The organism is Ideonella sp., from assembly GCF_044358605.1.
Taxonomy (GTDB): domain Bacteria; phylum Pseudomonadota; class Gammaproteobacteria; order Burkholderiales; family Burkholderiaceae_C; genus Ideonella.
Genome location: NZ_JBIKNQ010000016.1, coordinates 1 through 12644, shown reverse-complemented (window position 1 = coordinate 12644; position 12644 = coordinate 1). Strand labels below are relative to the sequence as shown.

Genomic DNA, 12644 nt, shown 5'->3' with positions numbered 1-12644 from the left:
TCAGACCGGCCTGGGCCGCTCACCTCGGGTCAGGCGAAGCTCGATGTCGTCCAGCACGGGCAGCAGGTCTGCCACCGTGTCGATGGTGTAGTCGGGCTGCATGGCCGCCAGGCGGTCGTGGGCCACGGCCACCAAGCGTTGCTGCTCTTGAATCGAGATGCGTTGCCATGCTTCTAGGCTCAGGCCGACTTCATTACCGCTGGCGGTGATGGCCACGGTCCAGCAGCCGGCTTGACGGCCTTCGCTCAAGCCGGGCAGGGTGTCGTCCACCTTCACCACCCGATAGGCCGGGCCGACTTCCAAGTCGAGGAAGCACTGGTACATGGCCATGGGGCTGGGGCGGCCCAGCGGCACATCCCCGGCGCACACCAGGTTGTCGGGTGCAATGCCTTGGGCGGCCAGCAGCGGCTGCACCACCTCCATGATGGGTCGGTTGTAGCCGGTGGTCGAGCCTACTTTGAGGCCGCGCTGGCGCAGCGTGGCCAGCAACTCAGCCGCCCCCGGAATGGCCTGGGCATGTTGGCGCACCGACAGGGCATTCATGGGCGTGAACTCCTCGTACAGCGCACCCACATCGGCCACATCAAAGGCACGCCCATGGGCGGCGGCCCAGGCGGCCGCGATGCGCGGCTGGGTGCCCAAGGTCTGAATATGGTCCCACTTGGGCAGGCCCATAGGCACACGGGCTTCATCAATGCTGATCTCGACCCCATGCCGGGCGAAGAGCTCTACAAAGGCGCCCATCGGCGCCTGGCTGCCAAAGTCAAATAGGGTGCCCGCCCAGTCGAACACGACGGCGGCAAGAGAGGAAGAAGAACTCATGGCTGCGGGCTCACCATTGGTTGAACACATCTTCGGCAATGCCGAAGGCGGTGCTGGCCCCGGTGCCGCTGGTCACCAGCACCAGGCGTTGCGAAGGGGAGGGTCGCACCACCAAGCAGTCCTCATGGTGGCCGACAGGGTAGACACCCACCCAGCGCTCCACCACGCGGCATTGGCCCAGGTCCAGGGTTTCGTAGAGGTGCTGCAAGATCAGCTCATCGACGGCCTCGCTGGCAAAGGGCAGGGGGCTGTCGGCGGCATGGTGAGAATCGCCCACCACCAAGCTGCCATCGGCGCTTTGCACGGCGATCAAGTGGATGCCGTGGGCCAAGCTGTGCGGCACTTCGTGGCTGAGTTGCTGCTGCAGGGCTGCTGCTTGGGGCAGTGCCGCATAGCCGGCATAGCGCACCAAGCTCAGGTCCGACATCACCGCCGCCCCCAGCCTGAAGCCAGCCTCGGGCTGGACGCGCAGCATTTGCAGGCGGGTCAGCTGCAGTCCGTGGTCTTTGAGCAAGGCACCGGCCACGCCCGTCAGCTCCGTGCCGGGGCACAGCACGATGCGCTCTGCCTGCAGGCTGCGCTGTGCCGTGTGGACTTCGCCATCACTCACGCTCAGCACCGCTTCCCCGAAGAAGAACTCAACGCCATGCTCTTGGCTCAGCCAGTGGGTGAGCCGAGGAATGGCGTCGCGCGACTCCACCCGCAACTCATGCGGTGAATACAAAGCGGCGGTGGCGTGCTCGGTGCGCAGGGCGGGCATGTGCTGGCCCGCCTCGCGGGCGCTGTGAAGCTCGCAGCGCTCGCCCATCTCTGTTTGCATGAAGGCGTGCAGCACCTCAGCCGCCGCCGGACGTTGGGCCAGCACCCACAGGCCGCGATGCTCAATGCGGATGCCTGCCTGAGGTGCGACTTCCGCCCAGACATCGCGGCTGCGCCTTGCCCGCCGCCAGGTGTCGCCCGCGCGTTGGCCCGTCACGGTCACAAAACCAAAGTTGCGGATAGAGGCGCCCACCGCGCGGTGGTCTCGCTCGACCACCGCCACCGACAAGCCACGCCGCCGGGCTTCATACGCATGGGCGAGGCCCACAATGCCTGCGCCCACCACGATCACATCAAAGGTCATACCGCCTCTCATTGAGTTCGCCAAGCCTGGGTGCGGCGGCGCGACCATGCTGCTGCAGCGCCCAGCAGTCCACGGCCTGCAGCGGCAGTCAGGAAGATCAGCATGGCCATGGCCGCTGCGGGCGCCATGTCGCCTGCGTCATCCATGTTGAGCACAGCCACCGAGGCCAGGCCGGTGTCAGGGCCGTACAAAAAGACCACCGCAGACACGGTGGTCAGTGCGTTCACGAAGAAGAAGCCCGCCACCTCAAAGAGCGATGGCCCGCAAGCCGGCAAATGCACGGCCCAAGCGGTCTGCAGGGGGGACACCCCCAGCGACTCGCCCACCCACTCGTACTCCGCATCCAGCTGACGCAGCGCGGTCAACAAGGTGAGGTGCGCCACAGAAAAATAGTGCGCCACCGTGCACAACACCAAAATCGCCATGCCGCCATAGAGCCCGCGCAGCGGCTGCCATGGTGGGTTGAAAAACAAGATGTAGCCCAGGCCCAAGGCCAGGCCCGGTATGGCCAAGGGCAGCATGGCCATCACGTTGAGGGTTTGGCGTGCCGCCACAAAACCCCGGGGTTTGGCCACCAACCAGGCCGTCATGAAGGCGCAGGCCGTGCCGATGAGCGCGGTCCAGGTGGCCAGTCGGAGCGAGTTGACAAACGTCGCCCAGCCGCCGCCGTCGGTGTTGTCGAAGTCGAAGTGCCGCAGACTCAAGCTCAAGTCATAGGGCCAGTAAGTGGCCAGGGCCGCCAGGGCAGCGGCCAGTAAGGTGCCCACCAGCAGCGTGCAGACCAAGGCACAGTAAATCCAGAGTGCACCGTCCCGCCAGGCCACGGGCTTGGGGTGATGGGGCGTGGCGCGCAGCGTCAGCGCAGCCCCTTGGCGGCGGCGCAAGTGGGCCTCGACGGCGCTGGCCACCACAGCAGGCAGCAGCAAGAGCACGGCCACCACCGCACCGAGGCGGAAGTTCTGTTGCCCAATGACCTGCTTATAGAGTTCCGTCGCCAACACTGCATCTTGGCCGCCCAGCACCTTAGGCACGCCAAAGTCGGTCAGCACCAGCACAAAGACCACCATCCAGGCCAGCATCAGGCCGTAGCGGCTGGCCGGCAAGGTGATGGTCCAGAACTGCCGTGCAGGGGAAGCGCCTAAGGTCTGTGCGGCCTCAAAGAGTCGGCCATCCATCTGGCTCAGGGTGGTAGAGAGCATCATCAGCGCATGTGGAAAGGTCCACAGCACGGCGCCCAACAACATGCCGGCCTCGCCGTAGAACGGGGTGTCGCCCAAGACGGCCTGCCACAGGTCGCGCAGCAGACCCTGGTTGCCGAACAGCACCACCAAGCTCAAGGCCATCAACAGCGAAGGTGCCATCAGGGGCAGCAAGGCCAAGCCCTTGAACAGCGCCTTGCCGGGCATGGCACTGAGGCTCAGTGCGTAGGCGAAACCGTAGGCCAAGGCCACGGACAAGGTGGCAGCAGCAGCGGCCAAGCCCACGCTGCGCAGGATGAGCGCGCCCACATGGGCTTGTGCAAAAAAGGCGCGATAGTGGCCAAGGCCCACGGTTTGCCCGTCGGTCTCCCAGGCGCTCTGCATCAGCAGTGCTGTCATGGGCAGCACAATGCCCAGCAGCAGCAAGCCGGTCATCAGCAGCAAGAGCACTGGTGGCAGGCGTGCCAACAGCCGCTGCAACAGGGGCTCGCTCCCGGTGCCGCTGGCAATAGCAGGCGCTGTGAGCACAGTGCTCACGGGGCCTCCACGGGCAGCAGGCTGAGGGCTTTGGGGGGGAGGTAGAGGCCGACCTGCTCACCGCGTTGCCAGGGTACCTGGCCACCGATGGGGGTGGGCATGCTGCTCTCTAGCGTCTGGCCCAGCGCCTCTACCTGCCACTGGAGTTGGACGTGAGCACCGCAGAAGGTCCAGTCACTCAAGGTGGCCTCAACAGTGTTGGTGGGCAGCCAGTCTTCGGGGCCTAAGCCCACGGCGGCCGCGCGGCGGCGTGACAGCTCCAAGGGGCGCACCTCAATAGTCTCTGGCCGAATCCCGACCCAGGTGGCTTGGCCGGCATCATCGGGGGACTTGGGTTGGTGCTGGTGCCGCAAGTGAACCGCACCCACACGCACTTCATCTGAGGCCACGACACGCGCTGGCCACAGGTTCATGCGGCCCACAAACTGTGCGCTGAAGCGATTGCTGGGTTGGGCGTAGAGCGCCCAAGGCGCGGCGTCCTGCGCAATTCGGCCGCCCTCCATCAAGACCACGCGGTCTGCCATGGCCAAGGCTTCATCTTGGTCGTGGGTGACCATGATGGTGGACATGCGCAAGCTGCGCTGGAGCTGGCGGATCTCGCTGCGCATGGCGGCACGCACCTGGGCGTCCAAGGCGGACAGCGGTTCATCCAGAAGCAGCAATCGGGGCTGGGGGGCCAAGGCCCGGGCCAGGGCCACGCGCTGCTGCTGGCCGCCAGAGAGCTGGGCAGGGAACTTGCGTGCGTGCGCAGTCAGCCCCACCATGTCCAGCATCTCGGCCGCGCGCTGCAAAACCCGCTCTCGCGGCAGGCCGCGCAGACCATAGGCCACGTTGTCTAGGGCGCTCAGGTTGGGAAACAGCGCATAGGACTGAAACACCACCCCGAAGTGGCGCGCCGCCGGCGCCAGCGCCGTGATGTCTTGGCCATGCAGATGCACGCTCCCAGCGTCCACCGTCTCGATGCCGCACAAGATGCGCAACAAGGTGGTTTTGCCGCAGCCTGAAGGCCCCAGCAAGCACACCAACTCACCCTCTTGCACGGCGAGATCCAAGTCACGCAAGATGGGCGTTGCGCCAAAGGCCTTGCTCACGCCTTGCAGCGTCAAGAAGGGCTGGGCACTTGGTGCTGAAGCCGATCCCTGCGCCGTCAAGGTTTGCTGCGGCTTGGCTTCCTCGAGACGGTGAGCCATCAACATGATTCAGCGCTTCTCAGCCTTGCCCTCATAGCGGCGGCTCCACTCGGCCAGCACGCGCTCGCGTTGGGCGGCGGCCCAGGCAAAGTCGTTCTTAATCAGTTGCTTCTCAATGTCACCATCAATGTGCTGCAGCTTCTCCTGCACACCGGGCAAGGCCAGCACCGCGAAGTTGCGGGCATACAGCTCGCTGGCGGTGCGCGAAGCTGCAAAGTCCGCCAAGGCTTTGGCCGCCTCAGCCTTGGACGTGGTGCGCAGGATGGCCATGGCCTCCATGTCCCAGCCCAGGCCCTCGCGCGGCAGCACGATGTCGATGGGCGCGCCTTCGCGCTTGGTCTTGTCGGCGCGGTACTCAAAGCTCAGGCCCACGGCGTACTCCCCCGTGGCGGCTTGCCTGCAGGGCTTGGAGCCGCTGTGGGTGTAGCTGCCGATGTTCTGGTGCAAGGCGTCCATGAAGGCCCAGCCTTGGGTTTCGCCCATCATCTGCAACCAGGCCGACACCATCAAGTAGCCCGTGCCTGAGGAGGCCGGGTGCGGCATGGTGATCTGGCCCTTGTAGGCGGGCTGGGTCAGGTCGGCCCAACTGTTGGGCTTGGGCAGGCCCTTCTTGCTGGCCTCCACCGTGTTGAAGCACATGGCCGAGGACCAGACATTCATGCCGACCCAGGTCGGGTTGGCGCGCGGGTCCCGCATATTGGGCTTGATGCTGGCCAGGCCTTTGGGCGCATAGGGCATGAGCATGCCTTCCTTGTCCAGCAGCATCAGCGAGGTGGCAGCCAGGCCCCACACCACATCGGCTTGAGGCGCGGCCTTCTCGGCCAGCAGCTTGGCGGTGACGATGCCGGTGGAGTCGCGCACAAACTTCAGCTCGACTTGCGGCTGAGCTTGTTCAAAGGCGGCCTTGTAGGCCTTGATCTGATCGGCCTCCAGGGCGGTGTAGACCGTCAAGACAGTCTTGTCTTGGGCCTGTGCCCACAGTGGCAGGGCCAGCAGGCCGGCCAGGGTCAGGGCGCAGCGGCGCGCGTTCAACGTCGTCATGGACTTCACTCCTTGTGTCATGGCCAGGACATTGTTCAGAGGCACGATGACATCGTTGTGACGCCTGATGGAGTCTTGAAGCATGAAGTCCTTGAAGGAGTTGGCGGATGTTCGGCGCCTGCTGGTGTCGCGTGGGCAAGAGCGCTATGACGGTGAGCCCGTCAGCCACCTCAATCACGCTTGCCAAGCGGCCACCATGGCCCAGCGGTCTGGGGCCGGGGATGCCCTGATCGCCGCAGCGCTTCTGCATGACATTGGCCATTTGGTGACGGGTCTCTCGGGCACGCCGTCTGCCGAAGGCGTCAACGACAAACATGAGGTGATTGCGGCGCACCTGCTAGCCAACTGGTTGCCGCCGAGCTGCGTGGTGCCTATTGCTCAGCATGTGCAGGCCAAGCGCTATTTGGCGGTGAATCCCAACTATCTGAGAGCCTTGTCAGAGGACTCGCGCCGCAGCCTTGCCTTGCAAGGAGGCCCCATGACCGAAGCCGAGCGCGTGGCCTTCCTCAGGCAGGCCTTCGCCCGCGACAGCTTGCGCCTGCGGCATTGGGATGAGGCAGCCAAGTTGCCCAACTACCCCACCTTGCCCTTTGCGCAACTGTGGGCCAGCGTAGAGCATTGCGCACGCATGCTGCAGACGTAAAAAGAGCCTGCTGGCGCTCCTCCAGCAGGCTCATCAAAACCAGACGCTCAAGCTCATGAAAGCGCCGGGCCGCCCCAAGCTTTCTTGCTCCCCCTCGGGGGGCGGGGCGGGCAGAGCCCGACCCTGGGGGCCATCTGAAAGCGTTGGTTGAGGGGGCCCGGGAGGGCCCTTTCGGTTTATGGGAGGGTGGCCCCCGCCTTGGTGATGACAGTCTGGTGCGAATACTCCGCACGTGCTGGCCTGGCCACCGTGCCCTTCAGCGTCACCCAATCTGCAAAGGTCTGGGTGTAGAGCAGGTAGGTGTTGACGAAGCGGCCTGCCGTGTAGGCCGTGCCCAGCGCGGTGTAGCCGTCTTTGCCCGACGCAATGAAGTCATTGGTGGCCAGCACATAGGTCTTGCTCAGGTCGATGGCTGACCATGCGCCGGTGGCTTTGTCGCGCACCTGCACATTGCTGAAGCGGCTGCCTTTGGCCTTGCTCATGTCCAAGTTCCAACGCAAGCCTGCGGCATAAGGGTGGGAGCCGCTGGACTGCAAAGCATCGAGGTGGTTGGCGACAGCATCTTCCAAGGCGTTGACCACTTCCTGCCCGCTCAGGTCCATCTCAACGATCACGTTGGTGAAGGGCAGAACGGTGAAGGCGGTGTTCATGGACAGCGGGCCAGCCGCAATGGGTACCCGCACGCCGCCAGCGTTTTGCAGCGCGAAGCTGGCGCGCTTGCTGGAGGCCAAAAAGGACTCGGCCACCACCTGGGCAGCATCGCTGCCCTGGGCCAGGGTATTGGCGGTTTCGCAACCGGCCACACCCGCGCTGCGGTTGGTGCTCTCGCCGGGCACGCGCACCAAGCACAGCGACTGTGAAGCGGTGCCGATGACTTTGGCCTTCTCCAAGGCAATGCGGTCGGTGTAGCTCTTGAGCACAGCGGCGGCGGCGGTGTCTGGGGTGGTGACCTTGACAGCGGGCTGGCTGGCCAAGGCGGTGACCAAGGCGCTCTTGTCGGCGTCGGCCAAGGTCTGCCAGGCTCCTGCAGCGTCTTTGCGCTTGAAGTTGTCGCCAATCACCAAGGAAGCTTGGCCACTGCAGCTATCCACCGTACCTTGGGCGTTGAACTTCACGTTCATCATGCCGAAGGCCTTGGCGTATTCCCAGGCTTGGCCAACGCACACTGTATGGCCGTCTTTGTTCTTCAATACCGTGGGGTAGGCACCGGAGCTGGTCAAGCCTTGGGTGCTGAAGTCGCCCAGCAAGCTGTGCGAGTCGCCGCCGATGATCACATCCACATCGGTGAGTTGCGCGGCCATGGCCTTGTCGCGCTCAAAGCCTTGGTGGGTCACCAGCACAATGTGGCGCACGCCTTGGGCGGTCTTCAGGTTGTTGATGGTGGCCTGCGCGGTGCTCAGTTCATCGCTGAAAGTGGTGCTGTCCAGCGGACGCGAGGAGTTGACGGTTTTGTCTTTGATGTCAATGCCAATCATCGCCACCTTGACGCCTTCGATGGTCTTGATCGAGTAGGGAAGCAGATAGTCATTGACCGTGCGAGGGGCTAGCGGCGTGCCCAGCTTGGGTGCCACATTGGCAGCCAACACCGGCGTTTTGCAGGGGCCGGTGATCAGGGTGTCCAAGAAGTTGGCCAGCACGGCGTCGCCATCATCAAACTCATGATTGCCCAAGGCAAAGGCGTCAAAGCAGATGGTGTTCATCATCTTGGCATCCGCTTCACCCTTGTAGAAGGTGTAGTAGAGCGTGCCGGTCACCGCATCACCGGCATGGATCTTCAGCAGGTTCTTCTTTTCCGCTTCGGCCTTTTTGAACAAGGCTGTTTGGCGCGCAAAGCTGCCCAGGTCTACCTGGGTGGCCACACCATTGAGCGTCAACTCTTGCAGCGCAAAGGGCTCGAGTTGAGAGTGGTGGTCATTGATGTGGGCGATGTTCAGCTCAATGGCTGCAAAGCTGGGCTCGCTGCTGCTGTCGTCGCTGCCGCCGCAGGCCGTCAGCGCGGTGGCACACAGCGTGGCCCACGCGATGGTCTTCAGGGTGATGAGGTGCTTCATTCCAGACTCGAATGTGATCAAGGTTCAAAGGCGCAAAGTCTGAAGGGGCTGGATGTCAAGGCGATGACACCCAGCCCCCAACTGCGGCGGTCAGCGGCTGCGGCGGGTGCGCGCAATCTCTGCGTTAAGGGCGGGGGTGCTGGTGATCAAGTCGCGGCTGGGCACGATGCTGGCTGCAGCCACATCGCGCAGCACAGCCACAGTCACCCAACGGCTGGCGCTGCCGCGTCCATCCGCATCAAACTGCACCTGCGCGCCGTTCGACTTATCGACAAACCGAATCACCCGGTCAGCCACCGGGTCGTTGCCGGTGTAGCCTGCGGCTTCCAAGAGCGAGCGCACATCCAGACGGTCAGTGGCCGGCACGAAGTCATTGATGGTGTCGATGCCACTGTCGCCGGCCGTCAGCACAAAGATGTCGGCGCCTGGGCCGCCAATCAGCGTGTCTTTGCCACTGCCGCCACTCAAGGTGTCGTCACCGGCCAGGCCACTGAGACGGTCATCACCGGCGGTGCCTGTGAGGTTGTCGTTGCCACGGGTGCCCTTGAGGCTCTTCAGCAGAGACAGGCCTACCAGCACGGGGTCGTGGTCAGACGAGCGGTAGGCTGTCGGGGTGTACAGGTCTTGTGGCTTGAATTCGGTGTTGTAGTCGATCACCGAGGGCTCGTCTGCATTGATGTGCCACACCTGAGCGCCCAACACATTGGGGCTCAGCGCGGTACTGGCCAAGGCATGGTCCAGCGAGCCGGATGCGCCATCGAACACATAGGAATAGCTGTTGGGGTTGAAGCGGGTCGCCTCGTTGATGAAGCCATTGTTGGTCAATTCAGCCACGGGGTCTTCCTGGGCATAAGCGTTCAGGTCACCCATCAGCAGCAGGTTCGGCGTCGCCGTCAGCGTGCCGGCCCAAGCGCGCAGGCGCTGGGCCTGTTGCAGCCGCGTGCTGTTGTAGCAGCCTTGGCCATCGCCTTGATCGGCATCGGCGCCTGTCGCTCCGTCGCAGCTTTTGGACTTGAAGTGGCTGACCACCAGGGTCACTCTCTCACCGTTGCTGAGGGCAAAGGTTTGAGCCACGGGTGGGCGGTTGTGGATGGCGTCCACATCGCTGTTGGCTGCACCAGCCAGACTGAGTTTGGCGGGCTTGTAGATGATGCCGACCTTGATGGCATCGGTGCCGGTGCCTGAGAGCGGATCCGCCACGGCGGCAAAGGTGCCTGCGCCTACGCGCGCATTCAGCGCATCCACCAGATTGGCAATGGCTGTGCGGCCGTTGTTCTGTAGCTCGATCAAGCCCACGGCATCAGCATTCATGCTGGCCAGGGCTTCGACCGTCTTGGCGCGTTGGCGCTCAAACTCCGCCAGATTGCTGGCGCCTCGGCAGTTGCTGGCTGCCACATTGCCACCAAGGCTGCAGCCTTGGCCGGTTTGGCCGCTGGCGGTGGTGCCGTCGGTGAAGGTGGTGAAGTAGTTCAGCACGTTGAAGCTGGCCAGCTTGACGTTGCCCTGCAGTGCGGCGGGGGCGGATGTGCGAGCGTTGCTTCGGGTGAAGGTGACCGGCAGCGTGGGGTGGACTTTGTAGTCTGCCAAGCCCGCGCTGCTGGAGGTGGCCAAGCCAAAGTCAATCACGCCGGTGATGCTGGCCACGGTGTCGCCCGCGCGCAGGGTGTTGTCTTGCCCGATGTAGGGAATGGGATTGGGGTTTTGCAGCGAGCTGCCGTCATCCAGCACGATGCGGCGGCGCGCATTGGCGTTTGCCAAAGCCACCGCATCAGGCCCGGGGCGGTGCATCTGGGTGGGCACCATCATGCGCCCGCCCACGGCCAGGGTCACTTGGCCGTAGCGCCCTTGGAAGAAGTTTTGAGTTGCGGTGAGCGGGCCACTCAAAGTGACCAGCATGCCTTCATAGCGTTCCAAGTCGCCTTCCACGGCCTCGGGTAGCGTGACCAGCGTGGGGGTGACGCTGTAGCCCGAGCCCGTCACGGTGATGTTGGACACCCCCGTCAACTCGGTCACGGGGTTGCTGTTGCTCCAGGGGTTGGTGGCCGCGCCGGTGTTGTACTCGGTGACGGTGCCCGTCAGCTCAATGAGCTGGCCCACGGCCACGGTGGGGGCACTGCCGGTGAAGGCCAAGATGCCGTCCGAGGTGTTGGCATCGCCATCACCGCTCAGGTCTTGCACAAAGAAGCCGTTGTTGGTGAGGCGGGTGACGACGCCGGAGGTCCGCACTTGCTTGCCGACATGCGCTGAGGTGCTTGCGCTGCCTTGGATCTGCGGAATGCTCAGCACCACTGGCCCGACGGGCTGGCAGCTGGCGGCGGCCGAGGCGGTGTTGCGTGGGTTGGGCGTGCCGGCCTGGAAGTCGACGCTGTTTTGGTCGGTGTCGGTGCAAGTGCCACGCAGCAAGGCGCTGCTGCTGCTGAGCAAGGGGGCGGCTGCGCTGCCTTCAAAGTAGTTGGCAAGCCCGTAACCCACCAGGTCGACCACACGGGCCAAGTCGGTGCTGCTGCAGGGCAAGTTAGAGCCATTGCAGGCCAAGCCCGAACTGTCGCTGACCAGCACCACCTTGCCGGAGGACGAGGACAGGTTGGGTGAGGTGGCCGTCGCGTCTGGGGTGGGCAGGCCCGCGCCCGTGGTGCTGGAGGCGAGTGCGACCAAGAAGTACTGACCGGGCTGCAGGGTGACGGCCGGGAGTGCTGCGATGCCATTGGCGCTGAAGGCGCCGGTGCCAGTGGAGGAGGCGTACTGAATCGACCAGCCGCCCACACTGACCGGGCTGCTGGAGGTGTTGAGCAGCTCTACATAGTCGCGGCTGTAGGTGCTGCCGTTGCCGCCATAGACCTGGCTGATGACGATGCCGGTGGCGGAAGCAGCCCAGACGGACTGCGTTAGCGTCCCCGCGACGAGCATCAGGCTGAGTGCGGGTTTGAAAAAAATGTGTCCCATGACGGAGGCTCCAAACATTCGGTGGGCCCAACTCAATGGTTGGGGTCTTGAACGTTCAGCTTGCCTGCGGACTAAGACCTAACGATGACAGTGAGCTTATGATTTAGGGGGTCAGTACACCTCTGGGACGATCAGCTCTTTGGGCGCCGGTCTGCGCTCATAGTCTTCATTGCGCTGGCGTTCGGGCAGTTCAATGACCGGGTGCGGCACCTCTTCGTAGGGCATCTGGCTCAAGAGGTGGTGGATGCAGTTGAGGCGTGCCTTCTTTTTGTTGTCGGCCTGCACAATCCACCAAGGTGCTTCTTCAATGTGGGTGCGCTCCAGCATCACTTCCTTGGCCTTGGTGTAGTCCTCCCAGCGACGCCGTGACTCCAAGTCCATGGGGCTGAGCTTCCATTGCTTGAGGGGGTCGTGAATGCGGCCCAAGAAGCGAATGCGCTGCTCTTCGTCAGAGATGGAGAACCAATACTTGATGACTTGGATGCCGGAGCGCACCAGCATGCGTTCGAACTCGGGGGTGGAGCGGAAGAACTCTTCGTACTGGTCATCGCTGCAAAAGCCCATCACGCGCTCAACGCCAGCGCGGTTGTACCAACTGCGGTCAAACAGCACGATCTCGCCGCCGGCCGGTAGGTGGCTGATGTAGCGCTGGAAGTACCACTGGGTGCGCTCGCGGTCATTGGGGGCAGGCAGGGCGGCTACGCGGCAGACGCGGGGGTTCAGGCGCTGGGTAATGCGCTTGATCACGCCACCTTTGCCAGCGGCATCGCGGCCTTCAAAGACGATCACCACCTTGTGCTTGGTCGCCACCACCCAGTCTTGCAGCTTGACCAACTCGGCTTGCAGGCGGAACAGCTCTCCGAAATAAATTTGCCGCTCAGAGGGCGAGCTGTTGAAGTTCCGCCCTTCGATCTCGCTGGCAATGCGGTCGACACTGCGGTCTTCGAACTCCAACTCCAACTCTTCGTCCAGATCATCACGCAGGTCTTGATGGATGCGTTTGATCAGGGATTCGTCAATCTCGGGCATGGCTCATCCTCGGCTGTCATAGTGCGATGTTTTATGACGGTAGCGTTGTCATATTTCAGGCATGTG

At 63.6% G+C, this 12644-nt stretch carries 9 protein-coding genes; 1 reads left to right on the top strand and 8 read right to left on the bottom strand.

Annotation, left to right across the window (positions count from 1 at the left end; all coding sequences use genetic code 11):
• From phnX to ACIQ3Q_RS07765, 5 genes are read right to left on the bottom strand one after another with little or no spacing between them, the layout of a single operon-like run.
• Positions 1-822 (bottom strand): phosphonoacetaldehyde hydrolase, encoded by an 822-nt coding sequence (gene phnX / locus ACIQ3Q_RS07785; RefSeq protein WP_396268468.1) that lies wholly within the window; start codon positions 820-822, stop codon positions 1-3.
• Between the two features lie 10 nt (positions 823-832).
• Complete coding sequence (locus tag ACIQ3Q_RS07780; RefSeq protein ID WP_396268467.1) at positions 833-1945, bottom strand: TIGR03364 family FAD-dependent oxidoreductase; 1113 nt, start codon at positions 1943-1945, stop codon at positions 833-835.
• Between the two features lie 8 nt (positions 1946-1953).
• A complete protein-coding gene (locus ACIQ3Q_RS07775; RefSeq protein ID WP_396268466.1) occupies positions 1954-3681 on the bottom strand; it encodes a putative 2-aminoethylphosphonate ABC transporter permease subunit in 1728 nt (575 codons plus the stop codon).
• Positions 3678-4871, bottom strand: a complete 1194-nt coding sequence (locus ACIQ3Q_RS07770) for an ABC transporter ATP-binding protein (RefSeq protein ID WP_396268464.1) — start codon at positions 4869-4871, stop codon at positions 3678-3680. Before ACIQ3Q_RS07770 ends, ACIQ3Q_RS07775 begins: the two co-directional genes overlap by 4 nt.
• A 9-nt stretch (positions 4872-4880) precedes the next feature.
• The gene (locus ACIQ3Q_RS07765; protein WP_396268463.1) at positions 4881-5912 is read right to left on the bottom strand and encodes a putative 2-aminoethylphosphonate ABC transporter substrate-binding protein; all 1032 of its coding nucleotides are present in this window, start codon (positions 5910-5912) and stop codon (positions 4881-4883) included.
• Positions 5913-5994: 82 nt separating this feature from the next.
• Here ACIQ3Q_RS07765 and ACIQ3Q_RS07760 point away from each other — a divergent pair, with 82 nt between their 5' ends.
• Complete coding sequence (locus ACIQ3Q_RS07760; RefSeq protein WP_396268462.1) at positions 5995-6555, top strand: HD domain-containing protein; 561 nt, start codon at positions 5995-5997, stop codon at positions 6553-6555.
• Positions 6556-6731: 176 nt separating this feature from the next.
• Here the strand turns inward: ACIQ3Q_RS07760 and ACIQ3Q_RS07755 are convergent, their stop codons facing one another.
• The 3 genes from ACIQ3Q_RS07755 to ppk2 form a co-directional block, all read right to left on the bottom strand.
• On the bottom strand, positions 6732-8606 hold the full coding sequence (locus ACIQ3Q_RS07755; RefSeq protein WP_396268460.1) for a 5'-nucleotidase C-terminal domain-containing protein: 1875 nt from the start codon (positions 8604-8606) through the stop codon (positions 6732-6734).
• A 90-nt stretch (positions 8607-8696) separates the two neighbouring features.
• A complete protein-coding gene (locus ACIQ3Q_RS07750) occupies positions 8697-11549 on the bottom strand; it encodes an ExeM/NucH family extracellular endonuclease (RefSeq protein ID WP_396268458.1) in 2853 nt (950 codons plus the stop codon).
• A 111-nt stretch (positions 11550-11660) separates the two neighbouring features.
• Positions 11661-12578: a polyphosphate kinase 2 gene (ppk2, locus tag ACIQ3Q_RS07745; protein ID WP_396268457.1), complete on the bottom strand. Its 918-nt coding sequence runs from the start codon at positions 12576-12578 to the stop codon at positions 11661-11663.
• Positions 12579-12644 lie beyond the last annotated feature (66 nt).

Excerpts from the sequence above, each read along its gene's own strand:
- ACIQ3Q_RS07750 (WP_396268458.1), bottom strand. The coding sequence starts at position 11,549 with ATGGGACACATTTTTTTCAAACCCGCACTCAGCCTGATGCTCGTCGCG.
- ACIQ3Q_RS07755 (WP_396268460.1), bottom strand. The coding sequence starts at position 8,606 with ATGAAGCACCTCATCACCCTGAAGACCATCGCGTGGGCCACGCTGTGT.
- ACIQ3Q_RS07780 (WP_396268467.1), bottom strand. The coding sequence starts at position 1,945 with ATGACCTTTGATGTGATCGTGGTGGGCGCAGGCATTGTGGGCCTCGCC.
- phnX (WP_396268468.1), bottom strand. The coding sequence starts at position 822 with ATGAGTTCTTCTTCCTCTCTTGCCGCCGTCGTGTTCGACTGGGCGGGC.
- ppk2 (WP_396268457.1), bottom strand. The coding sequence starts at position 12,578 with ATGCCCGAGATTGACGAATCCCTGATCAAACGCATCCATCAAGACCTG.
- ACIQ3Q_RS07760 (WP_396268462.1), top strand. The coding sequence starts at position 5,995 with ATGAAGTCCTTGAAGGAGTTGGCGGATGTTCGGCGCCTGCTGGTGTCG.
- ACIQ3Q_RS07770 (WP_396268464.1), bottom strand. The coding sequence starts at position 4,871 with ATGGCTCACCGTCTCGAGGAAGCCAAGCCGCAGCAAACCTTGACGGCG.
- ACIQ3Q_RS07765 (WP_396268463.1), bottom strand. The coding sequence starts at position 5,912 with ATGACGACGTTGAACGCGCGCCGCTGCGCCCTGACCCTGGCCGGCCTG.